23 protein-coding genes, 2 pseudogenes and 1 riboswitch are annotated in these 26,440 nt (G+C 46.6%); of the genes and pseudogenes, 22 read left to right on the top strand and 3 right to left on the bottom strand.

Annotation, left to right across the window (positions count from 1 at the left end):
• Positions 1–17: 17 nt before the first annotated feature.
• From FS806_RS13755 to FS806_RS13680, 17 genes and pseudogenes are all read left to right on the top strand, one after another.
• The gene (locus FS806_RS13755; RefSeq protein ID WP_144937396.1) at positions 18–1,700 is read left to right on the top strand and encodes a CgeB family protein; all 1,683 of its coding nucleotides are present in this window, start codon (positions 18–20) and stop codon (positions 1,698–1,700) included.
• Positions 1,701–1,965: 265 nt separating this feature from the next.
• A pseudogene (locus tag FS806_RS26725) lies at positions 1,966–2,187 on the top strand (reverse transcriptase domain-containing protein); the annotation flags it as partial.
• Between the two features lie 173 nt (positions 2,188–2,360).
• Positions 2,361–2,559 (top strand): annotated as a pseudogene (locus FS806_RS27195) (IS4 family transposase); the annotation flags it as partial.
• A gap of 80 nt (positions 2,560–2,639) precedes the next feature.
• The gene (locus FS806_RS13745; protein WP_144937393.1) at positions 2,640–3,644 is read left to right on the top strand and encodes an ABC transporter ATP-binding protein; all 1,005 of its coding nucleotides are present in this window, start codon (positions 2,640–2,642) and stop codon (positions 3,642–3,644) included.
• 17 nt (positions 3,645–3,661) lie between these two features.
• Entirely contained in the window at positions 3,662–4,462 is an 801-nt protein-coding gene (locus FS806_RS13740) for an ABC transporter permease (RefSeq protein ID WP_144937390.1), read from the top strand.
• A gap of 6 nt (positions 4,463–4,468) precedes the next feature.
• The gene (locus tag FS806_RS13735; RefSeq protein WP_144937387.1) at positions 4,469–5,266 is read left to right on the top strand and encodes an ABC transporter permease; all 798 of its coding nucleotides are present in this window, start codon (positions 4,469–4,471) and stop codon (positions 5,264–5,266) included.
• A 20-nt stretch (positions 5,267–5,286) separates the two neighbouring features.
• Positions 5,287–6,318, top strand: a complete 1,032-nt coding sequence (locus FS806_RS13730) for a sugar phosphate nucleotidyltransferase (RefSeq protein ID WP_144937384.1) — start codon at positions 5,287–5,289, stop codon at positions 6,316–6,318.
• A 208-nt stretch (positions 6,319–6,526) separates the two neighbouring features.
• The gene (locus tag FS806_RS25755) at positions 6,527–6,763 is read left to right on the top strand and encodes a hypothetical protein (protein WP_186328356.1); all 237 of its coding nucleotides are present in this window, start codon (positions 6,527–6,529) and stop codon (positions 6,761–6,763) included.
• 1,379 nt (positions 6,764–8,142) lie between these two features.
• Positions 8,143–9,108 carry an ABC transporter permease gene (locus FS806_RS13720; protein WP_144937378.1) on the top strand — a complete coding sequence of 322 codons (966 nt, stop codon included), beginning with the start codon at positions 8,143–8,145 and terminating at the stop codon, positions 9,106–9,108.
• Between the two features lie 12 nt (positions 9,109–9,120).
• Entirely contained in the window at positions 9,121–10,008 is an 888-nt protein-coding gene (locus tag FS806_RS13715) for a carbohydrate ABC transporter permease (protein ID WP_144937375.1), read from the top strand.
• A gap of 67 nt (positions 10,009–10,075) precedes the next feature.
• Positions 10,076–11,713 carry an extracellular solute-binding protein gene (locus tag FS806_RS13710; protein ID WP_186328352.1) on the top strand — a complete coding sequence of 546 codons (1,638 nt, stop codon included), beginning with the start codon at positions 10,076–10,078 and terminating at the stop codon, positions 11,711–11,713.
• 166 nt (positions 11,714–11,879) lie between these two features.
• Positions 11,880–11,981: riboswitch (TPP riboswitch) on the top strand.
• Positions 11,982–12,068: 87 nt separating this feature from the next.
• The gene (locus FS806_RS13705; protein ID WP_144937369.1) at positions 12,069–12,671 is read left to right on the top strand and encodes a YkoF family thiamine/hydroxymethylpyrimidine-binding protein; all 603 of its coding nucleotides are present in this window, start codon (positions 12,069–12,071) and stop codon (positions 12,669–12,671) included.
• A 14-nt stretch (positions 12,672–12,685) separates the two neighbouring features.
• Positions 12,686–13,276, top strand: a complete 591-nt coding sequence (locus FS806_RS13700; protein WP_144937366.1) for an ECF transporter S component — start codon at positions 12,686–12,688, stop codon at positions 13,274–13,276.
• Entirely contained in the window at positions 13,260–15,053 is a 1,794-nt protein-coding gene (locus tag FS806_RS13695; RefSeq protein WP_144937362.1) for an ABC transporter ATP-binding protein, read from the top strand. The genes FS806_RS13700 and FS806_RS13695 overlap by 17 nt, the downstream gene beginning before the upstream one ends.
• Positions 15,034–15,819 carry an energy-coupling factor transporter transmembrane component T family protein gene (locus FS806_RS13690; protein WP_144937359.1) on the top strand — a complete coding sequence of 262 codons (786 nt, stop codon included), beginning with the start codon at positions 15,034–15,036 and terminating at the stop codon, positions 15,817–15,819. The genes FS806_RS13695 and FS806_RS13690 overlap by 20 nt, the downstream gene beginning before the upstream one ends.
• Positions 15,820–16,187: 368 nt before the next feature.
• Positions 16,188–18,851, top strand: a complete 2,664-nt coding sequence (locus FS806_RS13685; RefSeq protein ID WP_186328351.1) for a TPM domain-containing protein — start codon at positions 16,188–16,190, stop codon at positions 18,849–18,851.
• A gap of 148 nt (positions 18,852–18,999) precedes the next feature.
• Positions 19,000–19,518, top strand: a complete 519-nt coding sequence (locus FS806_RS13680) for a ferritin family protein (protein ID WP_144937354.1) — start codon at positions 19,000–19,002, stop codon at positions 19,516–19,518.
• A 118-nt stretch (positions 19,519–19,636) separates the two neighbouring features.
• On the opposite strand, the gene msrA is transcribed toward FS806_RS13680, so the two are convergent.
• Entirely contained in the window at positions 19,637–20,617 is a 981-nt protein-coding gene (msrA, locus tag FS806_RS13675; RefSeq protein ID WP_144937350.1) for a peptide-methionine (S)-S-oxide reductase MsrA, read from the bottom strand.
• A 144-nt stretch (positions 20,618–20,761) separates the two neighbouring features.
• On the bottom strand, positions 20,762–21,451 hold the full coding sequence (locus FS806_RS13670; protein ID WP_260982079.1) for a gamma-glutamyl-gamma-aminobutyrate hydrolase family protein: 690 nt from the start codon (positions 21,449–21,451) through the stop codon (positions 20,762–20,764).
• A gap of 277 nt (positions 21,452–21,728) precedes the next feature.
• Between FS806_RS13670 and FS806_RS13665 the strand changes: the two genes are divergently transcribed.
• From FS806_RS13665 to FS806_RS13645, 5 genes are all read left to right on the top strand, one after another.
• Entirely contained in the window at positions 21,729–22,475 is a 747-nt protein-coding gene (locus FS806_RS13665) for a YwmB family TATA-box binding protein (protein WP_144937344.1), read from the top strand.
• 96 nt (positions 22,476–22,571) lie between these two features.
• The gene (locus FS806_RS13660; protein ID WP_222126662.1) at positions 22,572–23,393 is read left to right on the top strand and encodes a DUF4097 family beta strand repeat-containing protein; all 822 of its coding nucleotides are present in this window, start codon (positions 22,572–22,574) and stop codon (positions 23,391–23,393) included.
• A gap of 123 nt (positions 23,394–23,516) precedes the next feature.
• Positions 23,517–23,873, top strand: coding sequence for a hypothetical protein (locus tag FS806_RS26715; RefSeq protein ID WP_260982078.1), 357 nt, complete (start codon positions 23,517–23,519; stop codon positions 23,871–23,873).
• Positions 23,874–24,212: 339 nt separating this feature from the next.
• On the top strand, positions 24,213–24,812 hold the full coding sequence (locus FS806_RS13650; protein WP_144937337.1) for a uracil-DNA glycosylase: 600 nt from the start codon (positions 24,213–24,215) through the stop codon (positions 24,810–24,812).
• A 139-nt stretch (positions 24,813–24,951) separates the two neighbouring features.
• Positions 24,952–26,049, top strand: a complete 1,098-nt coding sequence (locus FS806_RS13645; RefSeq protein WP_144937334.1) for a PRK06851 family protein — start codon at positions 24,952–24,954, stop codon at positions 26,047–26,049.
• Between the two features lie 144 nt (positions 26,050–26,193).
• On the opposite strand, the gene FS806_RS25750 is transcribed toward FS806_RS13645, so the two are convergent.
• Positions 26,194–26,440: hypothetical protein (locus FS806_RS25750; RefSeq protein ID WP_186328350.1), on the bottom strand; the 247-nt coding region annotated here is incomplete at its 5' end.

Genomic DNA, 26,440 nt, shown 5'->3' with positions numbered 1-26,440 from the left:
GGGGAAGGGATATTAAAATGACAAAAATGATAGACATTAAAGAAAAAATAAATCAGATTTCCTTTGAAACAACAACATCTAATACAAACAGACCGGATATTAGAGTAGCAGCAATTCTCGACCCTTTTAGTTATGAATGTTTTAGATATGAGTGTACTCTTTCTCAAATTTCTGAGCAAAATTGGATGCAAGAAATAAATTCTATTAACCCGGATTTTTTATTTGTTGAATCTGTTTGGGAAGCTTGGGATTTCTCAACTGTAGTTGAGGATGATGATCATGAGTTAAGAAAGTTAATATCTTATTGCAATAGATGTAACATTAAGACGGTATTCTGGAATAAAGAGGATTCTATTAATTACAATAATTTCATAGGAATTGCAAAGCTGTTCGATCTTGTTTTTACATCAGATATTAATTGTATAGATCAATATAAGATTGATTTAGGCCATGATAACATTTTTCCACTTCCATTTGCTGCACAACCAAGAATACATAATCCTATTGATTCATTTAAATTTAAAAAAATGGACACAGCATTTGCCGGTGCATGGTACAACTTAAATGTTTTTAATGAGCGCCAAAAAGACATGTGGTTTCTACTAAATGGAGCCGTGGAATTTAATTTAAATATTTTTGATAGAAAATTTCATAGTACATCGGTAAATTTTCAGTTTCCAGACAAATTTAAACCATATATTGTCGGAAATCTTAATTATCAGGATATGATCAAGGCATATAAGTTATATAAAGTGTTTCTTAACGTGAATTCTATTAAAAATAGTTCCACAATGTTTTCACGAAGAGTATTTGAACTGCTAGCTTCTGGAACCAATGTTGTAAGTGCATATTCAAAAGGAATAAGTGAGATGTTTGACGGTATAGTATCTTTGGTTTCGACCGAATCTGAGACAAAGAAAGAATTGTCTTTGCTATATTCAGATGAAGAATATCGTAGAAGAAAGAGTGTTTTAGGGATAAGAGAGATTCATAAGAAGCATCTATATCAACATAGATTTGAGTATATTCTTGAGAAACTGAATATACGTGCAACTAGGAACTGTGAAATAGGAGTTTCGATTATCTGTATTCCCAATATAAATAACATTAAAAACGTGATAAAAAACTACGATAGTCAAAAAATACTGTACAAGGAACTATTGCTGGTTATTGTAGGAGATAAAAATAACATGTATGAAATGATAGGAGAGAGAGAAGATATTAAGTTTATCTATGCTAGCTGTGTAAAAACAGTTTATTTAGATGCTTTAAATGAAGCGAAATATGAGTATGTGTCTTTCTTTAACGGTAACGACTATTATGCATCAAATTATCTTTTAGATTTAATTGATACATTTAACTATTCTAAATCACCCTTAACAGGTAAGATGTCCTATTTTAGTTATGATCAGGAATGCGATGAACTTGTATTAAATAATACTGGCGAAGAATATAAATACGTAAATGCTATTTCAATAGATAGCCTTATTGCCAGAAAACAATGTTTTAAAAAAGTCATAACTGGTGAGAGCGATCTTTTCACCTTGGATAATAATGATACGATTTTATCAATCACCAATGTCCCTAATTTGTATTCATCGGATCGATACAACTATATTAAAGTAAAGTTAATCAACAATTGTGGAAACGGTTTCTTGTGTGAAGTTCCGGATAAATTTATTTCAAAAGTAACAATATAATATTAAGTTTTCTTTTTAACTTACTTTCGGAAATCGGCATAATTGCATGATGTGACTGAAAACCGAAAGAGTCTGAATTGTCAGTCCTTACCGGCGGAGTATCAGTGGCGACATGGAGGGAATGAAGGTGTGGAAAATGGAGAAGCCTTCTGTATTCGGTGAATCTAATTGAGGGAGGTCATCCCTTTAACGTGATTAGGAATTGGGATAGGCAGGTACCAGGATGGCGGACCTCCCTTCATGAAGCATGTCAACATGTGAAGGCGGAAAAAGCATTGCTGACGTGGAACTCGAAGGAGTCATTCCGTTTGTTAAAAAGTATCCAAGCCGGGCTTCAAGTAGAAACATACCGACCGGAGACCAACCGCAGATTAGATATTCCGGAGGCAAACGGTAAAATGAGAACATTGCAAATTCCCAACATTCGAGATCGTGTGTTGAAGGGGCATTGAAACCGATTTTGGAGTCGATCTTTGAGGTAGACTTTTGATCGTACTCTTATGGATCACTTCAGAGTGGGAAACTTTAGTCGTACATTCAGCGAAGTACGCGACTACATAGAGATTTTGACGAAGTTAACGGGGTGAGTTACTTGAGGGAAAAACCTCATGAGTAGTTCTTATGGGGGGGATCTATTGTAACGCGCTAGTCCTTAACCGACAGGTTTTCTTCAAATGTTCGAAATCCTTGCTGTGCCTGCAGGTAGTGTTTCAAGGATGTTCTTACGATTCATTGATTAGTCGTATTATAATTGTCTTTTTACATCACAACTTGCTAGCATGGCAACATCGACAAAGCACCGACAAACCGCACGTTGGGAGTCCTGTTATTTTTGTCGTGCGATGAGGTAGGTCAACTTATAGCAACCAACCAGTGGGACCGAAAGTAAGTATCTATAAGTAATCCTTGATTTCGTATGAAGAACAAGGGGGGAATATTATGAATGTAATTGAAGTTGTGGGCTTAACAAAAACCTATAAACATGCCATAAAACAACCTGGAATAATAGGCTCATTAAAACATTTAGTTAATCAAAAGTATGTTGAAAAAACAGCAGTTGATCATATCGATATGTTTATTAACTCAGGTGAATCTGTTGCGTACGTAGGGCCAAATGGAGCTGGGAAATCCACAACTATAAAAATGTTAACTGGGATATTAGTACCTACATCAGGATCGGTTCGTGTAAATGGAATGATACCATATGAAAATCGAATTCAAAATGCTAAAGATATTGGAGTCGTATTTGGTCAACGGACCCAGCTTTGGTGGGATTTACCTATTAGTGAATCGTTTTCGCTATTAAAAGATATTTATGAAATACCTGATTATATTTACAAAGAAAACCTAGATACTTTTACTTCATTACTTAATCTAAATGATTTCGTTAACTTGCCGGCTAGAAAAGTATCACTCGGCCAAAGAATGAGGGCAGATTTAGCAGCTGCCCTCTTGCATAACCCAAAAATATTATTTTTGGACGAACCAACAATTGGATTAGATATTTCAGTAAAAAAACGCATTAGAGAATTTATAAAAAAAATTAATGTAGAACGAAAAACAACCATACTGCTTACTACACATGACCTTGAAGATATTAAAGAAATATGTCAAAGGCTTATTATTATTGACGACGGAAAAGTTATCTACGATGGAAATTTGGATGCTATTAAAAATGCATTTTCGAGAGAAGTAATTATCCACTTTCAACTAAGAGAACCTAGTACTAATATTAAATCAAAATTAAGATTGCCGAAAGTATATATTGAAAGTAAAACAGACATAAATTTTTGCATTCGTTTTAATCGATTAGAATATTCTACTGCGGAAATAGTTAGCCTTGTTATGAATGCTTTTGATGTTGTTGATTTTAAAATAGATGAGCCTTCAGTTGATACCATTATTCGAAAAGTGTACGACGGGCAAATAGAGTTATCTATATAGAGGGGGAAGTGGTAATTATGATTTCTTCAAGAAAATACTACTCGCTCTTTAAGATGTCAGTACAGACTTCATTGGCATATCGATTAAATTTCTTGATAAATTCTATATCAGGAATTGTATTTATTACAGTTTTATATTATTTATGGAAAGCGATTTACGTTGAAAATACCGAGGTAGGTCAAATGACATGGGATGACATGAAGTGCTATTTAGTAATTGTTTTTATTTCTAACACTCTATTATCTTGGTACTCGGAATCGGCGCTATCAAAAAGAATTCTCGATGGAAGTGTCTCTATGGATTTATTGAAACCATTAAACTTTCATATAGCTCGTTTTTTTGAAACAATGGGTACAAGTATGGTTGAAGGCGGAGTGAGTGTATTTTTAGCAATTATTTGGGTAATTGTAATTAACGGAATCAAGATGCCTGAGGATAATTGGTTTATTTTTCTTTTTTCGATAAGTTTATGCCTATCGTTAATTTTGAAATATTGTGTAGTTTATCTTGCTAGTTTATTTTGTTTCTGGACTTCCAGTTCACAGGGGATCGCCTGGGCACGTACAGCGATTACAAATTTATTCTCGGGAGCATTGATTCCACTTTCTCTTTTTCCTGACTGGTTAGCCACTATAGCAAAATGGTTACCTTTTCAGGGAATTGTTTATATTCCGGCATCTATATATTTAGGACATATGAGTATTATCAAAGCGATACAACAAATGGTTCTACAACTATTCTGGATATTATTATTGTGGGGAACAGTCCTTTTTATTTGGCGGTGGGCTATTAGAAAAGTCATAATTCATGGAGGGTGATGGATTATGAAGTTAAAGCGTTCAATTTACATCTATTTTCGTTTTTTAATTCAACAAGTAAAGGCGATTCTAGAATATCAGTCAGATTTTTTTATTGCTATGGCCGCAGGATTGTTGACGCAAAGCCTTGGTTTAATTTTTATTTGGGCTATATTTGAACGTATCCCCCATATTAATGGCTGGAGTTTATGGGAGATTGTTTTTATGTATTCACTCATTTTTATTGCTGAGGGAGTATCTTCATTCTTGTTTAATGGGATATGGTTAATAAATGGGTTTGTAAATAGGGGCGAGCTAGATAGATTCCTACTAAGACCAGTATCACCATTATTACAGGTTATGTCCTCAGCATTTGGTTTGAACGGGATTGTAAATATAATTTTGGGGCTAGTATTTTTATTGGAGTCAATCAATAAAACCGATACAGATTGGGGTTTTTTGAAGTTACTAGCATTAATTATTTTTATTATTTCAGGCGTAGGTATAAGGATAGCAGTGAACTTGATTGCGAATTCCGCCTCATTTTGGACACAGGGACCTCGAAATTCTCTTCCGGTAATGGTTCATAGCGCAATTGATTTTTGCAGGTACCCTATAACTATTTATTCTATGGGTATACAGATCATTATTTCAATCTTTATACCGTATGCGTTTATAAGCTACTTTCCCACATCATTTATATTTGGTAAAGATCAATGGTCAATTATAGGATTACTTACGCCAATCGTTTCTATCTTTTTTTTATACCTTTCAATTAGAATATTTTATCGAGGAATAAAAAAATATGAAAGTGTTGGAAATTAATTGGGGGAGCTATAATTAATATGAGACTTATATTATTATCAGGAGGATCTGGACAACGTTTATGGCCTATATCTAGCGAGATTAAGTCTAAACAATTCATAAAGCTGATAAAAAATCAATATGGACATCAAGAATCAATGCTGCAACGAATATGGGGACAAATTGTAGAAGTTGGATTAGAAAAAGAAACATTAATAGTAACGAGAGAAAACCAAGTTGAATTAATATATAATCAAATAGGAAATGGGAAATCAGTAGTAATTGAACCGGAGAGAAGAGATACTTTCCCAGCGATTGCTCTAACTGCGGCTTTTCTATATTCAGAAATTGGAATAGAACTAAGTGAGGTAGTTATAACGCTTCCAGTTGATACGTACGTTGAAAATAATTTTTTTATGGTAATCAAACAACTGGAAGAATTACTTCAAGATAATTGTTTTTCCCTTGCTTTAATAGGAGTGCCTCCCAAAATGCCCTCCTCGCAATATGGTTATATACTAACAGATACGCTTGGAGAAAAACGTTTATTTCACAGGGTTTCACACTTTGTTGAGAAACCATCAAAAGAAATAGCTGAAAGTCTAGTGAACAGTGGTTTAGCTCTTTGGAATTGTGGCGTATATGCCTTTAAGTTGGAATATGTTATAAATATACTTCGTCAGAAAGGTATTCCCACAACCTTTAGAGAACTTCGGGATTATTATAGTGAATTGCCAATAGTAAGTTTTGACTATGAAATTGCTGAGCGTGAAAGTAATATTGCTGTGGTCCCTTATGAAGGATATTGGAAAGACCTTGGTTCGTGGGGGACTTTCACTGAGGAGCTTGTATCTAACACCATAGGAAAAGGATTTTTAAGCGATGATTGTATAAATAGCCATATGATAAATGAATTAGATATACCGGTTGTAGTGCTTGGTATATCCAATGTTGTTGTAGCTGTGACGTCGAATGGGATTCTGATTTTAGATAAGAACAATAAAGCAAATATAAAAGACTATCTTTTTTTAATTGATAACGAGAGTACTGAAAAACGCATACATATTTTATAACCAAAACACAAACACCAGCTGACCAAGTTTATTGTTAATATGTGTATCTTGGGGTATCTATCAGGGCGTGAATGTATCTTTAGGGGGCCGGAAGCAAAAGCACTGGAGTAAGGAAAATGTTATTAAATATAGTATTCGGTTGTGATCCTACAAATGGTTCGGTATGAGTAGAGGGCGACGTTTATATCTGGGGAGGCCTATAGAATATGTGAAGAACTTCGCAACGGAGTTAGAAAGGTATGTTATGATATGTATTGAAGGTGCGGGAATATCAAACATACCAAATACCCCATCAGGCTACCTTAATCCCGTTTTTGAAGGCGCAGTAGCTTTTGGATTTGGCGTTCTTATTACGCCAATAGTGGGAATCGGGGTAGAAACAAAAGAACGTAGTGGAGCAAGTGGCACTCGATGCGATTCAGTCATGACGAACAAGTTGATGTAAAGAAAAGCTCCATATTGTCTTCTGCCGGAAACTCTCTTACTTTCACCGTTTTATGGATGTTAAAATTGTCCAGCACAATATAAAGCCGCTCGGAACGATGGTACCGGCGGCGAAGAACTTGAAGGCTTCGACAAGAAGTCACGGCCCTTTATTGTTTTCGATATTCCCGTAGAGAGTGTTACTTTTTAGATCATAAGCAGCGAAAAGATAGCGAACAAGCGTTTCTGCGTGTAAACGGTAGGCATATCTGCCCAATGATACAAAGGACGCAATGTCTTTAATTCTTCATTTTTTGCGAGACGCTAGCAATATGTGAGCTCTCCGCACAGCAAAGCCGGATGTATTTTGGCGAGCAACCCGAAGTAAGTTTTGACCTTCTTGGTTCGTTAGTTCACGGACAAAAAGCATAGAAAATCCCCCCCCTGATTAACAGAGGAAAGTCGCCGGCAATAAAATCACTCTGTATACATATATGAAAACTGAACAGAGTGATTAATCCGGTCTGGCTGGGAAATTGCAGAAGTATTGAGATCGAAATCAAATTGATAGCCATAACCTTCAGTCATCAGAGGGCTACAGCAAATAATCGATTCTCCTGCTAGCGGATCTAATATGACCGTTCAACTGTGTTGAAAAAACAAACTTGGCTAAATAAAGGAAGCTTCCGATGTTTCATGGAAACGTGTTGGACGTTTACAAGAGTCCCTATAAACTCAAACGTCCATTATTTTCCTGATAATATGAGGCAACTCATCAAGATGTTTTCTGAAATCGAGAAGATTGTGCTTGTGATACCAATTTTTTGATAGTCAGTTTGCAGTAAGTAGCAAGGGGCTAGCCCCCTTGCTACTTACTCGGTGTGCGGCGAACGGACTTAGCATCGTAATTTAAATACTCACCATATATTTGTCCGGTGGACATATTTATATTATGCAGGATGATGTAACCCGATCCATCTCCAATCAGCCTTGTATAGGTATTCCCGAAATAAATTCCAAACCTCCCCCGAAATGTAGATCGTAATGGCCATCCCCTAGATAAATGGCCGTTTTACCTCCACGTTACTGACTGGTAGGCCGTAATTTGTTGTTGATGGCCCACACCCCCCACTTTTTCTCTAGAGTCAAGTTATTCTATTATTTTGCCTAGTTTAACGTTACACTTGTCGTTGCCACTAATTGAAAAAAACTATAGTGTACTACAAGTTAGCCCCTATGCCGCTTAGTTCCCTAAGGAAAACCTCACAAGTACCGTTATTTTAATATAATTTTTACACAGGTTATAAAATTTTTCCCGTAGAGGAGGGTGGAGTCACGAAGCTATAATTAAGTCAGACCAAAATTGTAAGCGCTTTACAAAGAGAAAGTGGGAGTGAGAGAATGGCGGATATTACTTTGAAAAAAGACCTGGCGCCAGCTTCGAACAAGAAAAAGACGTGGCGGACGAGATTCGTCCGAACCATCAAAGAATACAAGTGGATGTATTTGATGCTGATTCCCGGCATGCTTTACTACCTATGCTTTAAATATTTGCCCATGTTCGGCCTGATCATAGCATTCAAGGATTACAACATCATGAAGGGTGTGTTTGACAGTCCATGGGTGGGCTTCAAGCATTTCGAGGAGATTTTCCAAAGCGCAGATTTCTATCTTCTGCTTCGCAACACGTTGGTGATCAGCGTATTCAAAATTATATTGGGCATGGTCCCCGACATAATGCTTGCTCTTATTTTAAATGAAATCGGTTCCAGGTGGTTCAAGCGGACCATTCAGACCATCTCATATATGCCTCACTTTTTATCCTGGGTTATCATTTATGGGCTTGCGTTAGCGTTTCTGGCTCCGGCGGATGGCTTGATTAACGAGTTTTTGAAATTTCTAGGCAAAGAACCGGTCGATTTCCTCACCTCCAAGAGCTGGTTCCGGCCCATTCTGTATATTACCGAGATATGGAAAGAAGTCGGCTTCGGGGCGATTATTTACCTGGCGTCGCTATCCTCCATCGATCCGAGTCTGTATGAAGCGGCGGTAGTTGATGGAGCGGGCCGCTGGCGCAAGATATGGCACGTCACCCTGCCGGGAATCCGAAGCGTCATCGTACTCCTTCTGATTATTCGACTGGGAGGCATTCTGGACGCCGGCTTCGGCCAGATCTACATCTTCCTGAACGCGAGAGTTTACGAGGTAGGGGATATTATCGACACCTGGGTTTTCCGGCGGGGGCTGGAGGAGATGCAGTTCAGCTTCGCGGCTGCGGTCGGGTTCTTCAAATCATTCGTAGGCCTTATACTGGTGCTCAGCGCCAATAAAATTGCCAAGAAGTTCGGCGATTCCGGCATTTGGTAGGAGGGAAGCTTCATGAACACACAGATCAAAACAACGGGAGACCGGCTAATCGACGCTTTGTTCTACACCATCCTGACCTTGATCGGCTTGGCGACTCTGTTTCCGATGTATTATGTCGTCATCATGTCCATTACACCGCTTAAGGAGACGATTCGCAACGGAGGCTTCGTTCTCTTCCCGTCGGAAGTGACGTTCAGCGCCTATCGTGCCATATTCGAGAGTCCGAGATTGCCGCAATCGCTGAAAATAACGACTTTGATTACGGTCCTCGGGACCTTCCTTAACCTGGTTTTTACCTTGCTTCTGGCCTATCCGCTGTCACGCAAGCAGATGCCCGGGCGCAAGCTGTGCCTGTTCCTGATCGTATTTACGATGGTTTTTAACGGAGGGCTGATCCCGAATTATCTGGTGGTTAAGGAATTCGGTTTGCTAGACTCTATCTGGGCGCTCATCATTCCCAGCCTGATAGCGACCTTCAACCTGCTGATTGCCAAGACATTCTTCGAGAATATGTCGATTGAAATTCAGGAGGCGGCCAAGATCGATGGCTGCAACGATTTGCAGACGCTGTTCTGGGTCGTACTGCCGCTGTCCAAGGCCATCATTGCGACGATTGGATTGTTCTATGCGGTAGCCCACTGGAACGAATTTTTCGCAGGGATCATGTTCATTACGAACGATAAGCTGTATCCTCTTCAGGTCATCTTGCGGGATATGCTGCAGCAGCCCAATATGAGCGTGGAAATGATGAGCCAGGTTCAGGGCTTGGAGGCCGAGCTTCCTCCATTCTCCATTCGGATGGCTATGGTCGTAGCTACGACGTTGCCTATATTATTTGTTTATCCGTTTGTCCAGAAGTATTTCACGAAGGGGGTTATGCTGGGAGCGATCAAAGGTTGATGAAGGCTAACTACGATATGCAATAGCTAAAAAGCCATTTTACAAAAACATGGAAAGGGGAAGTCCAATGCGCATTAAACCAATAGCAGGAGGATCTTTATCCATTATTATGGGGGCTATGCTTGTGCTTACCGGGTGCGGCAAGTCGGAACCGGCACCGGCGGCCAACCCGTCACCGGATGCCTCTGCATCCACACAGCCTTCGGAGGCACCCAAGACGGATGATATGGGGAAAAAGTATGATATTGAGTTTTTTGTCCCAACCGGTACGGGAGGGTCGCTTCCAAGTGAAGATAAAGATTTCGTCAAGAAAACGATCGATGAGAAATTTAATGTCAATCTGAAAATCACCCATATGGCGGCCGGACCGGACTCGACCAATAAAGTCAATGTAAGGTTCGCCTCCAATACTCCGCCGGATTTGGCAGTCGTCGGCGGGAGGGATTCCCAAACCTACGCCAAAGACGGTCTGGTGGCCGATCTGCGCCCATTCATGACTAAAGAGGCGATGCCCAATTACTATAAATGGATTAGCGATAACGAATTCAAAGGCTATTATACGATTGAAGGGGTAGACGACGGCCTGCGGGCGCCGACTCCATTTGATCTTACAGCGTACAGCGCTTGGTATATTCGTAAGGATTGGCTGGATAAATTAGGCCTTCCGGTGCCGACCAATTATGAGGAAATGCTGGAAGCGATGCGGCAATTTACTTTTAACGATCCCGACGGGAACGGCAAAAATGACACCTACGGCTTCACCACTTCCGGCAATGGGGCCAATGTCGGATTCGATTGGCCTCATTGGGTCAAGAACGGCTTCTACGCCTCCATGTATATTGACGAAGGAAAGCTGGTGGACGCCGGTTCCCACCCGGATACGGTCAAGGTACTGCAGGAAATCAAAGATACTATTGCGGAAGGTATTGTCGATCCCAACTGGTTCTTGAATAAGGGGTCGGAGCATCTCAATAAGATCATCGAAGGCAAGGCGGGAATCGTTAAAGCCGGTGGCCGCGATTTTGCGCTGGAGAGTGTGGAGACGAGCGCGGTGAGCCGGGCAAGACAAATCAATCCGGAAGCGGATATCGTTCCGTTCAATCCTTTCCCTGATGCCAAAGGGATCAAGACGGATCCGCAAGGCTCCTTCGGCTTTGTTGTTCCCAAGCAGCTGGCCGAGCAAGAACCGGATAAGGTGAAAAGAATGATGGCCATCCTCGATTATCTGGCCAGTCCGGAAGGTTTCCTGCTGACGCATTACGGCCTGGAGAACGAGTCCTATACGAGAGAAGGCAACAAGGTCACGTTAAAACCGGACGTCATCCAAAAGATCAACGAAGAGAACGGTAAATTCCTGCAGATTTACGATTTCTTCACCCGGGTTTCCGATACTAGTCCAATCGGACTGGAAATCATCAATCCGAAAGAAACGGAACGGGACCGCGCTATCGTGGAAGAATTGCTCAGCTATAAATCGGTTCCTTACACTGGAGGACCTTATGTGACACCGCCGGCCGGCATCAATATTGCCGATTACCGGAAGGAAATGAACTCGACTCATGCGAAAATCGTCTTCGGCGATCTGCCGGCCGACAAGTGGCCCGAGTATTTGGAGGAGCTGATGACCAAGCATAAGGGAAGAGAAATTTTCGAAAACTACACGAAACAAATTCGCGAAGGCGGCGGGTTTGACGCTGTGAAATAACCCCAATAACGTAAGTATGAGCTCTCAGCATCGGGCTAAATGAGCATTCCCCTGCAATAGCGGGGGAATGCTGCGTTTCACCGAAATAGGCCCGATGGGCCAATTGACAAACCGGAAGCACTCCACTACGATAAGACTCAAGCAATGAAAAAACTGCATATTCATTCAAATGCACTAGGGGTGCCGTAATCGGCTGAGACGGACGCTGTCCGATCCCTTTGGACCCGATCTAGGTAATGCTAGCGTGGGGAAGTGTAGCTGCACAACGTTATTTTAGCCTTGTGTTTAAACTGCATCTTGCCCGGGTGCAGTTTTTTTATTTGCTCAAAACCATTTACATGGAGGGTGTTCGCAAATGGAACAGACAGGTTGTGGAGCCAGTCGGATCGTCGGCTGCCGGTTCTCTCTTTATCCCATGTCGGACCGGTTCGTAGAAATCATTATGGGCGTGTTGGAGAAGGTGGATCGATCTAAAGTATGGATGAGCACGGATGATATCAGCACCTGCATTCGGGGGAAGGCCGAGCATGTCTTCGATGTGGCCAAGGCGGTTTACATTCAGACTGCTGTCTCCGAGTTGCATGTCGTATGGAACGGGACCTTCTCTATAGGCTGTCCGGGCGATAGTGAAGGAGACGTCTATTTGTCTGAGGATGAGGAGAGGATGAATGAGGCCGGTTTGCGGCAGCATTCGGTCGAGACGGCTTGCCAGTTCGCCCTGTATCCTCTCGGGAACCCCGACTATATGAAAATCATTTATGACCAAATCGAACGGGCCAAAGCGCGAGGAACCTTCAGCGGCGGTGTTCACTATGCGAGCCGATTGGACGGGGATGCCCATGAAGTGTTTGCCTCTTTGGAAGAATCGTTCGTGAATGCGAGCAAGCTCGCTTCCCATGTGACCATGACGGCCGTGCTTTCTGCGAACAGCCCTTCCAGGAAGCCGGACAGAGTGTAGAGGGGGCTGCCGTAATGAAGCGCTGGAAGCTTCGCGAGGTGGTAGTGCTTGCCGCGTTATCGGTCGTTTTTGCCGTAGTCTATCTGGCTTTCCTACAATTCGGCAATGTCTTGGTCGGCCTGATGGGCCCGATTGGCTACGAGTTTATCTTCGGCATCTGGTTCATTGTATCCATCATCGCCGCTTACATTATCCGCAAACCGGGGGCGGCTTTCGTGTCCGAGACGATTACCGCAGCCATCGAGCTGCTGATGGGCAATGTGGCCGGCCCCAGACTGCTGCTGTCGGGGATGATTCAGGGGCTCGGGGCGGAGGCTGTATTTGCCGCTACCGGCTGGCAGCGCTATTCGACCTGGGTGCTGGTCTGCGCGGGAATGGGCTCGGCGGTGTTCAGCTTCGTGTGGGGCTTCTTCGTCTCGGGCTATGCGGCTCTTCACCCGGGATACGTCACGGCCATGTTCATTCTTCGCCTCATCAGCGGGGCTGTTCTGGCCGGCCTGTTGGGCAAAGGGGTGGCGGACGGCCTGGCCAAGACCGGGGTGCTGAGAGGCTTTGCCATTGCCAAATCCGCAAGAAAGAGAGAGCATCATGACATTGCAGGCTAACTCCCGTCTGCTGGAGGTGCGCCGGTGGACGTTTGCTTACGATGAAGAGTCGGCTCCGGTCATCGATAACGTCAGCTTCGAAGTAGCGGAGAACGATGCGGTTCTTCTGCTGGGGCCGAGCGGCTCGGGCAAGAGCACGCTCGCTTACTGTATGAACGGCCTGTATCCGGAGGCGGTGGATGGTCATTCTGACGGAACAATTCTGCTGCAGGGCCGGGAAATAAGCTCTTACAGCCGTTCGGAAATTAGCCGCCGCATCGGAATGGTCTTCCAGGATCCGGAGAGTCAGTTCTGTATGGTGACTGTCGAGGATGAGGTGGCCTTCGGCCTGGAAAACCTGGCGGTCCCTCCGGAGGAGATGGACGCGCGAATCGACCGGGCACTGAATTGGACAGGGCTTGCGGAATACAGAAGGTCCAAGCTCCATCAGCTCTCCGGCGGAATGAAGCAGAAGCTGGCCCTGGCATGCGTTCTGGCTATGGAGCCCGGCGTCCTCATTCTGGATGAGCCGACGGCCAATCTGGATCCGCTGTCGACCCGGGAATTCGTCTGCATGATAGACCGTTTGCGGAAGAGAAGCTCATTGACGCTCGTAATTATCGAGCATAAGCTGGATGACTGGATGACGGTCGCCAATCGGGCTGTGGCGATGGATCGCCGGGGGAAGCTGGTGTACCAGGGAGGATTGAGGGATTTCTTCCACAGGCATGAAGAATGGAGCCGGGAGGAAGGGATATGGTGGCCGACGGCCTACAGGATGGGGAAGGATTGGCGGGCTCAAGGCATCTATGCCGGCAGTCATGATCCGCTGACGGAGCGGGAGCTGCTGGCGGGAATTCAGGAGCCCTACCGGGGATGGGCGGAATTGGCGGCTGCGCTTCGCTGTCCGGATGCCGGGGTGGAGGGGGACCCGGCAGCCAGCGGGGCCGTACCGCCCCGATGTGGGCAGGAGCAAGCTCTTGCTGCGAAGTCCCCTCTTATGACGCTAAATCAATTTTCCTATTCCCGCAAAGACAAGCCTGTTCTGCAGGAACTGAGCCTGGAGCTTTATCCGGGCGAACTGCTCGCCATTGTAGGACCTAACGGTGCTGGGAAAACGACCCTATCTCATGCATTGGCAGGGATTTTATCCGGTCCTTCTCAAGGGGAGATTGCGCTCTATGGTCGTCCCTTATCTTCTTGGAACGAGAGAGAGCTGCGCCGGCAAGTCGGGCTTGTATTCCAGAATCCCGAGCACCAGTTCGTCACCTCATCGGTATTTGAAGAGGTGGCCTTAAGCCTGCGGATTCAAGGAATGCCGGAGCGGGAAATTAGCGAGCGGGTACAAGAGTCGCTGCGTATGTTTCGTTTGGCGGAGTTGGCCGAAGAGAACCCGTTTGCCCTCAGCCAGGGGCAGAAGAGAAGGCTCAGCGTGGCCTCCATGCTCGCCGACGAGCAGAGGATACTGGTGCTGGACGAGCCGACCTTCGGTCAGGACGCATACACGGCAGGGCAGCTTATGAATCTGTTGGTTCAGTTGAAGGAACAGGGCAAATCGGTTGTCATGATTACTCATGACATGGAGCTGGTGCGGCAGTATGCGGACCGGGTTGCCGTGTTGATAGCCGGCCGTCTTCGTTTTGCGGGCACGCCGTTTGAGCTGTGGGACTATTCCTCCGATCTGCTGGAGGAGGCCCGGCTCTTGCTGCCGATACCGGTTTCCGTATGGAAGGTGCTCGGTGAGCAGGTTCATCTTACCGATCAGGAGAGGCTGCCTTATGGTATTACAGAGCATTAATCCGGGGATCAAGGTGGCTGCCGTTCTGCTTTGCGTCTGTTTGCTTGCTCTCGTGTTCGATCCCCTTACTCCTCTCCTCTTTTTGTCCTGGACGATCGGGATCACTTTTATATTCGGCCGGGTCCCGGCCAAGAAGTGGCTGCTGTTTTTCTCTCCCTTCCTGATCGTTGCTTTGGGCTATATTTGGACGGCGATACTATTTGCCAAGGTGCCGGAGGGAGGAGCTGAGACGATACTTCTGCGGTTGGGATGGCTGGAGGTTACCCAAGAGGCCTTGATTCGCGGAGCTTCGTTGGCCGCACGGATGCTAAGCTTCGCAGCCCTGTCTCTGATGTTCGTCTTCACGACCGATTCCACCCGCTTGATGCTTAGCCTGATGCAGCAGTTCAAGCTGTCCCCCAAGCTGGCCTACAGCATTATGGCGGGCTATCGCTTCCTTCCGCTATTCAAGGAGGAGCTGCAAATATTGCAGAATGCCCATCGAGTAAGGGGGATCAACCGAAGCGGAGGGTTTCGTGGGAAGCTGAAGCAAATCCGCCGTTACGTCATCCCTCTGTTGGCCAGCGCCATACGCAAGGCGGAGAGAACAGCCGTAGCGATGGAATCCAAAGGGTTTACCGGTTCACGCGACCGGACCTTCTATCAGAAGGTTAAGGTGCAGGCCCGGGATTGGATTTTCCTGGGGAGTATGCTTGCCGCCCTGCTGCTTTCCTTCTATATTTCCTGGAGGCTCGGTTTGCTGCAGTGGTACGCCGGGCAATTGTAAATGACCGGTGTCATGGGTGATGCTATGGCGATGCAATGGCCGATGTGCAATGATCGATGTAACGACCGATGTTATGGGTGATGCCATGACGATGTAATGGCCGAAGTGCGTTGATCGATGCAATGATTGATGCAATGACCGATGCGTGGATTCCCCGCGGCCGCTTTCATCCTCTCTGGATGGGGGCGGCTTTTTTTGCATAGTTTGTAACTCAACTTTCGGTGCGGCCAAGCGAAAATGCGCGAAGATTATTGCGATCGAGCGCGTTTCATATAAATCGACGCACAAGTTAAAATTGCCATCTCTATCCAATTTCCTTTATTTTCAGTATACTGATGATTATAGACATGAAAATGGGGGATAGACTTGTGAAGAAATTAACCTGCTTCCTGCTCTTATTATGTTTACTATTGAGCCCGGTCATGGTCTGGGCGGCAAATACTCCTGTGAAGAATGGAACGGTGCAGGACCAGGCGGGCATGTTTCGTGAGGAAGCGCTGGCCTCGTTGGAGCAGGCGGCTCAAGGCCCCCTCTATACTTTCTATATTTTAACGATCGACAGCTTGCAGGGTGAAGATCCGTTCGATTATACGACACGCGTATTTAATGAATGGGGTTTGCAAAATAATGAAATATTGCTGCTGATATCCAGTCAGGACCGGCGGATTGAAATGAATTTGGTCAGCGAGGAGCTCCAGCGGAGCGCCCGATCCTTTTATGGCGGCGGCGATGTCGGTGAACTGATTGGAAGGCTGACGGAGGAGTATTTCATTCCCGCGGCTAAAGAAGGGGATTTCGCTCAGGCCAGCTTGAACCTGATGAATGCGGTTCATGAACTGGCGGCAGAAGACGCCGAGGCGGTCCAGCCTGCCTCTGTCCCTGATCCGGAGCCGGAGGCTCCCGCTGCCGATCCTGAACCGCAGGCGGGGGACATGAGCCCGGCCGAAACCTCTGCCGATGTTGACAAGAAACCTTTAATACCTCCTCTGAGCCAGTGGAACTGGACTCTGATCGCTATCGTTCTCACCTCGGTTGTTCTGGCATGGATATTACTATATGGAATGATTCTCAAAATCCAGTGGTCCAAGCTGCGGTCCCGAGCGAATCAACTGCTGATTGAGGTCAGTCATGCCAACGAAGAACTGAAGCCTTATGTCGGGCTGGTTCAAGGACAGACCGAGAAGCTGGTCAACCAGCTTAACGAACTTGTCACACTGCTGTTGATTGATCTAGGCAAGCTGCAGCAGGACATGGAGGCGAAGATCCTTTTTATCAGGCTGCTCGCTCTTCGCCAGGGAATTCGTAAAGGCAGATTAACAGTAGCGAATTGTCAGGCTGTCTTCGAGAAGATTTATCCGGAAATTGTCCGGGTGGGGGAAACCGAACGTCAAGTGACTAGAAAGGTCGAGGACCTATCCGGGAAGCTGGAAGCCGCTCAATCGACGGTTCAACGGCTTGCGGAGAAGCACTCCTTTCCGTTAACCTGCATGACGGAGGAATTGACCGAGTTGGAAGCGGAACTTAGTCGGGTGCGCGATCTGAAGGTGTTCGATCCTTTAAGAGCGAGCGAAGCGGCCGCCGGGTTAACGCAGCCCATGGAGAAAGCGTTCAAGGAGGCAGAAGAACTGCCCCAATGGTTGAATAAGTATAACGCCTTTCCTCAAACGTTGTCGGAATGCAGACAAGAGCTGGAGCGTTGGATAAACGAGCATTGCCTGAAATTGGTCGGAATCGATCCGTACTCCAAGCTGGATGAGGCGCAGAGGAATATGGAGCCCTTATCGGCAGAGCTGCGGGTCGGAAATATGCCTAATATTCGCCAGATATCCGGAAGAATGGACGAACTGCTGGCGGAAGCACTGGAGATGACGAAGAGGCATGCTTATTTGCGGGGCAAGAACCAGGAGGATATTCGATTCATCAAGCAGAAAATAGCGGAGTTCGCGAAGGTCGAGGCCGATCTGGAGCAGATATTGAGTGATCTGAGGGAGGCTTTCGTTAAGGAGCATTGGGTGGACCTGGCCGTTTCCCTGGAGGCTGCCAAACGGATGATGCAGGATACGGCCGTTCAGCTTCCCAATGTAATCAAGCTGACGGATGATGATCACCAACACTTTGAGGAGGCTCGTCTAAAGCTGGATGAGATGCTTCAGTGGCTTGACGGGGTGGATCAAATTTCAAGCCATTGCCAGTCGATTTCCATGCAATTGAACGAAGCTATGGATGATCTGCGAACGGTCGTGAATGAGAGCTGGAAGCAATTCATGGAATCTGCGCAGTTGGCCAGAAATGAAAAGCTAATCTTCTTGGAGGGGGCAGGGCCGGACGAAACCTACCCCATTATCTATCCCATGTTTCAAAAGTTGAAATCGATGCTCCATACTACCCCATACTCTTTACAGGAACTTGAGCGGCATGTCCGCGAATTTTCCGGCAGGATCGACGATTTCGTGATCCATGTCGAATTCGTATTAGGGGAAAAGAACTATGCTCTGGAAGCGATCAGCTTTATGGAATCAAGCTTCCAATCTGCAGTGGCCAGGACCCGGAGGAAGATCCGGGTGAGAAAATATGAGAAGAACTACCGCAATATTCTTTATGAAGTGAACAACCTGATGGCCTCCGGCTTCTATATGGATGCAGCCGAGAAGGTTAACGAGGTTCAATATCTTATTGACGAAATGGATAACGAATATCAGCGTAAGCTATATTCAGAGCGGACAGCGGCCTCCTCTTCAAGCTGGGGGTCCAGTTCCTCGGAAACCTCTATATGGGGTTCCAGCTCGTCGCGCAAGCCTTCCGGAAGCTCTATATGGGGTTACGGCTCGTCTCGGAATACCTCCGGGAGCTCTACAAGGGATTCCAGCTCCTCGCAGAATACGTCCGGAGGGTCTTCTTGGAGTTCAACCTCTTCGCGGAATACGTCCGGAGGCTCTACATGGGGTTCGAGCTCCTCAGCGAACAAATCCGGCGGTTCCTCCTGGGGTTCCGGCTCAAACAACAATAATAAATCCGGGGGCTCCAATTGGTAGTTCACCCGGACATGCGAACAGCACGATCCTAAGCGGATCGTGCTTTTATTGTGCTCAATAGCTGCACATGGATTATGAACCATGGGCACCAAATAGGCGGTAGTTCCATAGAGTATAAGCAGAATCTCATGGAAAGGAGGAACTAAGGATGAAAGGGAATCGTTACGGGAGCTCTCCAATTCTATGGGGAGGAAGCTGGGTATATCCGCCATATAGCGCAGGTCCTTCGTACAATACCCGGCTGCAAGCCGGACCCGCAGCCGATACGGATACTGCCTCGTTGATCCGGGAGCTGGCCAAAGCGATCAATGGAGAATACAACGCTATCCGGACATATGAATGGCTGGCCAGAGAAGCTCCTGACGAAGAATTTCGTAAAATAATTTCAGACATAAAGCAGGATGAGGAACACCACTTCCGGCTATTTTCCAGCTATTATTCCCAGCTGACAGGCGGTCGCAAGCCGGAAATTAAGGCGGGTCCACTCCCGGAATCTTTCGTTAAGGGTGTAGAGGAATCCATTAAGGACGAGCTGGAGGATTCGAAGAGCTATCAGCGATTGTCGGAGATTGTGCCTTTGCCTCTGCGCAGAGGGCTGATCAACGCCTCGCATGACGAGCAGCGGCATGCCACCTGGTTCTCTTACATTTGGAACAGGACCAGATAATCCGACCCCATAGGCCGACGTCAACATGCGGCTGGGCGATTGGGCAGCCGCATGGCAGGACGCAGGCGAAGCCTCATCATTCGTGATGAGGCTTGGGCGATGCTCTCTAACGAGAAAGTTAATCGTTCTTATGTTCGAATAAATAGAGATACTCTCCGTAGCCTTCTTCCTCCAGTCTTTCCTTCGGAATAAAGCGTAAAGAAGCGGAGTTGATACAATAACGAAGCCCGGTGGGTGCCGGCCCATCGTTGAAGACATGGCCGAGATGCGAGTCGGCTACCCGGCTTCTGACCTCCGTTCGAACCATCGAATGCTTCAGGTCCAGCTTCTCCTTGATGCTGTGTGACTGCAGCGGTTTCGTAAAGCTGGGCCACCCGCACCCGGAATCAAATTTATCCAGGGAACTGAAGAGAGGCTCTCCCGATATAATATCGACATAGATGCCTTCTTCCTTGGAATCCCAAAATTCATTTTGGAAAGGCGGTTCTGTAGCTTCGTTTTGAGTAACCTCATACTGCATAGGGGTGAGGCGAGTTTTTAAGCTGTCCCGATCTATCTTGCGGCTCCAATGCCGTTCGATAAAATCCTCCCTGCCGGAGCCTTGCCGATAACGACGGTAATGGGCGGGATTTTTGCGATGGTAATTCTGATGGTAATCCTCTGCCGGGTAGAAAGGAGCCGCCGGAATAATCGGGGTCACGATCGGCTTGTCGAAGCGGCCGCTATCTTCCAGCTCCTTCTTGGATTGCTCGGCTTCTTCCCTCTGCTTCTCATTGTGATAGAAGATGGCCGTCCGGTAAGAGCTTCCCCGGTCATAGAATTGTCCTCCCTCATCGGTCGGATCGATCTGCATCCAGTAGATTTCCAACAGCTTGCGATAAGGGAAAATCTCGGGGTCATAGGTGATCTGAACCGCTTCATAATGCCCGGTTGTGTCCGAACAGACCTGTTCATAGGTCGGGTTTTCCAGAGTCCCGCCGGTATATCCGGATACGACTTGAATGATGCCGGGCAATTCCTCGAATGGGGAAACCATGCACCAGAAGCATCCGCCGGCGAAAGTGGCCAGTTCATAGTTACGTTCTTCTTGCGGGGCCATGGTGTGTCCTCCTTCATATACTATTTGTCAGGGTGAAACGGATTGAGATGATTCTTATTGTAATTATCCTTCTCGGCATTGGCAAATGTATGGCGAATGACGTAACGAAGGAATGTCGAATATCGGCGGCTTCGTTCCATGGGTTTAATCCGGGCTGCTGCAGGCTTGGACGAAGGCTTCGAACAATTTGGCGGACAAGCTGTCCGTAAGCGCGGTATGTTCGGGATGCCATTGGACGCCAAGAACGAACTTGGAACCGGGATGCTCGACCGATTCAATGACTCCGTCGGGCGCCCGGGAGGAAACCCGGAAGCCGGGGGCTTCCTGCTTGACCGCCTGATGGTGAAAGCTGTTGACCTTGACCTGTTCTGTGCCGGCAATGCTATGAAGAAGCGTGCCTTCCAGAATGGTGATCTTGTGGCTCCTATGCGATCGGGGAGCTTTCTGGGCATGCTGGATAGAGGGATGCTGCGAACCCAGATCCTGATATAGGCTTCCCCCGAAGGCCGCATTTAACACCTGGCAGCCGCGGCAAATGGCAAATACCGGTTTGTTCAGCGCGAGAAAGCGGCGGGCCAGGTGAATCTCGCTCCAGTCTCTTGCCGGGGTCACAGTGCCCAGTCCGGGGATAGGGTCCTCTCCGTACCACTCCGGATCGATGTCTTCCCCTCCAGATAACAGTAAGCCGTCCAGAGTTTCGGCTAATTGCTCCACATCCTGCAGCTCCCGAATGACCGGAATAGCAACAGGCAATCCCCCGGATCTCAGTATCGTATCCGAATATACATGTCCGAGATAAACCTGCTCTTCATTCATATAACAAGTAATTCCCACAAGCGGTTTAATCGCAAAGACCACCTTTCGTCCTTAGTTTGATTCCATTGTACTCCTTCTTCTTCCAGGTTAGAAGAGGCCGGGGCTTAGGAGATTTCAGGGGAAAATGTCGAATTTGGAATTCCTTTGTCATACTTTGTAATACTAAATATTACTTGTCGGAAGAATGAAGCTATTTAATAGAAAGAAAAACAAGTATAGCTTTTGCTAGATTCGGGAAAACTGAGTGTGAGAAGAACTAATAAAAGTCTATTTTTTAAAGATGGGGTGATTAAGAATGTCTTTCAGATCGCCATTTTCTATTAATCGACTGGCACTTATCACTATTTTCCTTATTTTGTTAGGGGTATGGGGGCAATTTCGCGTGTTTGCCGATGTTACGGCAGCCGAAGACCCATGGCGGGAACTGATGAACTTAACCGATTCTTTATATGATGAAGCTAATCTGGTAATCTATCAGGAGAGTGTTTTTAACACTTATAGCGATCCGGCGGAATTCACAGCTATAGGCCGCGAGACCGCAGAGAGGCTTCAATTGCCGGAAGGAAGCCTGAACGCACTCCCGGATGGACGCCTCTGCTATGAGACCGCCGCACCTATGTCCGGCGGTCAGGTAACGATGAGACTAGTCGCCCTGGATGATGGTGTTACGGCTTATCTGACCGTGCGTTGGGATGGGGCTGTCCGGGAATTTCCGCAGGCTTTGGAGTGGCGGGAATCGATGCCGGAAAGCGATGGAGCTAGATGGAATATAGGGATTCAGGGGATGGTACGGGATAGCTTGCAGGCGAACTCCGGCAAGGAAGAGGTTATCCTGAGCGTACAGAATAAGCTGCAGGCTCAGCGCATTGACCGTTATGAAGATGCCGGAAGCTTGAGCGTTTCATTGTCCTCCCCGCTGCTTAATGAATATATCATAAGCGGACAGCATAAAATTCATGCGCAAGCCGCTGTGCACCAAGTGACCGAAAGCGGCAAATGGAGGCTGACCCTCGGTTTTCCGGCAATCACGATGGAGTATTAGCACGGCATAATTGTTTATAGCGAACGCCGTGCAAGCGGCTGTCAGTATAAGGCCGCGAAGAGATGGGAGGGAAGGTTTTCTCGAATGAGAGGATCGATGAAAATCTTTTTGGCAGTGCTTTTTTTTGTAGCGGTCGTCATTTATATTGTAATTTCCCAAGGAGGCTTGTCCTGGTTCGCCAGTAAGAATGTATTTCAAGAGCAATCAGTGGACGCTGACAAAATAGAAAGAATCAATATTAATACCAGCAGTGCAGATGTGCAAATGGTCTCCGGCGACGCTGAGCAGATTGTGATTAAGCTGGAGGGGAAGGCAAACCAAAGCTACCGGAAGAAGACGGCTCTGCGGGTCAAAGAGGCCGGAGACACTCTGAATGTTGAGGTGAATCTGCCTAACGGCATCAGCTTCGGCTTCGCGCCAAACGATGTTAATCTCAAGGTAGAGCTCCCCGAGAAGATTTATAAAGAATTGAAGCTGGAGAGCTCAAGCGGAGACCTCAGCCTCGATTCGGTGAATGCGGTCTATATGCAGTTAAGAAGCTCTTCCGGGGACATTCAGGTCAGCCGGTTCTCCGCCGATCTGATTGAGTTCCGGGCATCCAGCGGAGATATCAGCATTCTCGACGGATCGGCTGAGCTCCAGGGAGAAACCAGTTCGGGGGAAATTTCGATAGAGCTGGGTGAGCTGGGACAAGACATGAATCTGGAAACGTCCAGCGGGGATATCGACATCCGGCTAAGCGACTGGCCTTCGGGGCTGGACCTCGATTTCCGTTCCGGTTCGGGGGATGGCAGAGTCGGACTGGAGGGCTTCGAATACGAAACGGATAAATCCAACCGGATTGTCGGCAAGATAGGTGAGGGGAAGATCAAGATGAAGGTAAGGACAAGCTCGGGTGATTTTTCTCTGACGAGGTGAACTCGGGCACAGATCCGCGACGGGGTCCAATAAATAATGGGCGTTGGTCCCTATCCTTTGTTCGGGCGAATGCATAGGATATAGCAGCCTAAGGATCAACCCGATAAAGGAGTGTTACTTTCAGTGAGTTATTTTGATACGGGAATCCCCTATGGATCTCCCCAGCCGTTATACCCATCTCCGTCTTACCCGTCGTATCCGTCCTATCCATCCTATCCTTCTTATCCTGAAGGACCAGGAGTTTTACCCGCTTTTGCCCAGCCATCGATTCGCCCCCGGGAGCTGATTGCCCGCTTCCGCCCGCTGGTGAATTACGGATTAAAGGAGGCGCAAACGACGGGTACCCGACATGCCATGACGGAAGTAGTATTAATAGCGTATTTAATGGGAAGAGGATATCCTCTTCAGAAGGCCCATCAGTTGGTGGAGTCTTGGGAAGTGGATGAGACGTTTCCCCGAACGGAAAATGGGGAAGTATAGCAGCATAAGGGAACCGGCAGAACCAACTGCCGGTTCTTGGCTTATTAGTATGTTTGTGGGCAACCGGGTCATGTGACCCGGGTCCAGTCGAGCGAAACAAGCTTCAATCCGTTTGAAGACTATCCGCTGACCGAATTCGTGTTAGGTGAGAAAGGAACCGAAGAAGTAAGTTTCCGGCCTGGAAAAGCGCCGGCGTTCGCCTCGTTATCCCAGGATTTCAACCTTCAAAAAATAGATTCCCAAGAAATCTGAGAATAACAGCGATTGGATGTCTAAACTTGTCTCGTTGGACAGGCTCCATGGATCAGTATGGGAAAAAATCAGAAGGCGGTGAAGAGAATGGATTTTCAAGCGACCAGTTGGCAGGAGGAACCGGCTCCTCCCCATGCCATAAATTGCAGCAATTGCGAGTTAGCCGGACAGCGCACCCGGGTGATTTGGGGAGAGGGGAATCCGCAAGCATCCGTTCTAATTTTGTTGGACAACCCCGGGGAGAGGGAGAACCGGGACGGAGAGCCGTATGTTTGCGGCGCCCGGCAAACGTTACAGAAGGCCGCATGGGAGGCGGGCTTCACCGAGAACGATCTCTATGTAACCTATTTATTGAAATGCCGGCCGAAGAGAGCCTACAATAAAGAAAAGGCAAGAGCGGCCTGCAGGGAGCATTTGCAGCTGCAGTTAGATCAGAAGCTTCCACGGTTTATTTTTTGCTTGGGAAATACGGCTGTGCAGTCTTTTCTCGGAAATCCGGAGGCCGAGGTTAAGGAACTGCGGGGGAAGTGGCTTGAAGCCGACGGGCGCCATCTTCTGGTTTCTTACCATCCTCTGGCGGTTCGGAGAAGACCTAATTTATACCCCCGCTTTGCCGCCGATTGGAAAATGCTGTTTGACCGTTATCGGCAAGAGCATGCCGGAACCGGGGCGCTCACAAGTAAGTAACGCATGGTTGGCTCTAACAGCGTACCGCGTCTGATTTGACTTGCTATAATTGACTCTTAGGCAAACACACATCCTGGGCGCAAGCATATATTATCCATATAGAGGCAAGAGTGATGCAACCGAAAGGAGTGGCTAATCGATGCGAGGTCAGGCGAAGTCTTATTTTATTGTCGGAAATACAGCGAAAGGTCCTCACAGCCTGTTTGATTCGGCTTACAGCAATGTGAAGAGCCTCTATGTTCTTACAGGAGGGCCCGGTACGGGGAAATCCGCCATCATTCGAAATTTGGCGAATACAATGCAGGAACGGGGCTGGGATGTGGAGCTTTATCATTCCTCCCTCGACAGTGAAGACCTGGACGGGATGATCGTTGCCGGCTTGCAGGCCGGTTTGATTGACGGCACGGCTTGTCCGGAAGCTTTGCAATCCGGTGTAGGGAATACGCTTGAGGTATTCGATTTGGATGAAGCGGTGGATCGTAATTTATTGCAGGCGGATGAGAGCCGGATGTCCGAACTGCAGCAGGAAATAGAGCATTGGTATAATAAAGCGATAGATACTTATAACAAGGGCTTGCAAATCCATGATGAATGGGAAAAGATCTATATCGATAACATGGATCATGCTGCAGCCGATCGAATTACCCGGGAATTGGCCGATTCTTTATTTGGAGTAAGGAAGGATTCGAAACCGGCCAAGGTCATTCACCGCTATCTTGGAGCGGCGACATCCAGAGGCCCTGTTGATTTCATCATGCCTCTGACAGAGGGACTCCCCAGACGGATTTTCGTTAAGGGACGCCCGGGCTCGGGGAAATCGACGATGATGAAGAAGCTGGCCGCCGAGGCGGAAAGACAAGGGTACGATGTGGAAATGTTCCATTGCGGCTTCGACCCAAACAGTCTCGATATGCTGATTTTTCCGGATATCAATGTGGCCATTTTCGATAGTACGGCTCCCCATGAGCATTTTCCTTCCCGGGCAGGGGATGAAATTTTGGATATGTATGAGAAAACCTTTCCGCCAGGAATAGATGAAAAATATGCGGATTCGATTGCGGAGATCCGTGCCCGCTATACTTCGGCAATGAGTGAAGCCAATGCATGCTTGGCCAAGGTGAAAAGTTTGCGCGATGAATGGAAGAGGCTTTACCGCAAAGGTGTAGATTCCGCCAAGGTTGCTGAGATCGAGAGCCGAATCCGGGGGGCTTTCGAGAAGCAAGTCCATAAAATTTAATCCTATTGCAGGGACTATCTGATCAGGTAGTCCCTGTAATTTAGTGCTACTGTTTTCTCACCTCTTCGAAAAGACTTCGTTAAAAGCTTTTTTTACCACATTGGAAAGTTTAAGTTCATTAAAGTATTGAAATGGAGCGACTTTCTAATTGGCATAAAAAGCTTCCGCTAATACCGGGTTATTCATCTTCGAAAAAACTTCGTTAAAAGCTTTTTTTACCACATTGGAAAGTTTAAGTTCATTAAAGTATTGAAATGGAGTGACTTTCCAATTGGCATAAAAAGCCACCTCTAGTACCGGGTTATCCATCTTTGAAAAAACTTCGTTAAAAGCTTTTTTTACCACATTGGAAAGTTTAAGTTCATTAAAGTATTGAAATGGAGTGACTTTC

The sequence above is a fragment of the Paenibacillus sp. 32O-W genome, from assembly GCF_007679495.1.
Classification (GTDB): Bacteria; Bacillota; Bacilli; order Paenibacillales; family NBRC-103111; genus Paenibacillus_L; species Paenibacillus_L residui.
This window is presented reverse-complemented; position numbering and strand designations above follow the sequence as displayed.

Excerpts from the sequence above, each read along its gene's own strand:
- FS806_RS13755 (WP_144937396.1), top strand. The coding sequence starts at position 18 with ATGACAAAAATGATAGACATTAAAGAAAAAATAAATCAGATTTCCTTT.
- FS806_RS13745 (WP_144937393.1), top strand. The coding sequence starts at position 2,640 with ATGAATGTAATTGAAGTTGTGGGCTTAACAAAAACCTATAAACATGCC.
- FS806_RS13740 (WP_144937390.1), top strand. The coding sequence starts at position 3,662 with ATGATTTCTTCAAGAAAATACTACTCGCTCTTTAAGATGTCAGTACAG.
- FS806_RS13735 (WP_144937387.1), top strand. The coding sequence starts at position 4,469 with ATGAAGTTAAAGCGTTCAATTTACATCTATTTTCGTTTTTTAATTCAA.
- FS806_RS13730 (WP_144937384.1), top strand. The coding sequence starts at position 5,287 with ATGAGACTTATATTATTATCAGGAGGATCTGGACAACGTTTATGGCCT.
- FS806_RS13720 (WP_144937378.1), top strand. The coding sequence starts at position 8,143 with ATGGCGGATATTACTTTGAAAAAAGACCTGGCGCCAGCTTCGAACAAG.
- FS806_RS13715 (WP_144937375.1), top strand. The coding sequence starts at position 9,121 with ATGAACACACAGATCAAAACAACGGGAGACCGGCTAATCGACGCTTTG.
- FS806_RS13710 (WP_186328352.1), top strand. The coding sequence starts at position 10,076 with ATGCGCATTAAACCAATAGCAGGAGGATCTTTATCCATTATTATGGGG.
- FS806_RS13705 (WP_144937369.1), top strand. The coding sequence starts at position 12,069 with ATGGAACAGACAGGTTGTGGAGCCAGTCGGATCGTCGGCTGCCGGTTC.
- FS806_RS13700 (WP_144937366.1), top strand. The coding sequence starts at position 12,686 with ATGAAGCGCTGGAAGCTTCGCGAGGTGGTAGTGCTTGCCGCGTTATCG.
- FS806_RS13695 (WP_144937362.1), top strand. The coding sequence starts at position 13,260 with ATGACATTGCAGGCTAACTCCCGTCTGCTGGAGGTGCGCCGGTGGACG.
- FS806_RS13690 (WP_144937359.1), top strand. The coding sequence starts at position 15,034 with ATGGTATTACAGAGCATTAATCCGGGGATCAAGGTGGCTGCCGTTCTG.
- FS806_RS13680 (WP_144937354.1), top strand. The coding sequence starts at position 19,000 with ATGAAAGGGAATCGTTACGGGAGCTCTCCAATTCTATGGGGAGGAAGC.
- msrA (WP_144937350.1), bottom strand. The coding sequence starts at position 20,617 with ATGGCCCCGCAAGAAGAACGTAACTATGAACTGGCCACTTTCGCCGGC.
- FS806_RS13665 (WP_144937344.1), top strand. The coding sequence starts at position 21,729 with ATGTCTTTCAGATCGCCATTTTCTATTAATCGACTGGCACTTATCACT.
- FS806_RS13660 (WP_222126662.1), top strand. The coding sequence starts at position 22,572 with ATGAAAATCTTTTTGGCAGTGCTTTTTTTTGTAGCGGTCGTCATTTAT.
- FS806_RS13650 (WP_144937337.1), top strand. The coding sequence starts at position 24,213 with ATGGATTTTCAAGCGACCAGTTGGCAGGAGGAACCGGCTCCTCCCCAT.
- FS806_RS13645 (WP_144937334.1), top strand. The coding sequence starts at position 24,952 with ATGCGAGGTCAGGCGAAGTCTTATTTTATTGTCGGAAATACAGCGAAA.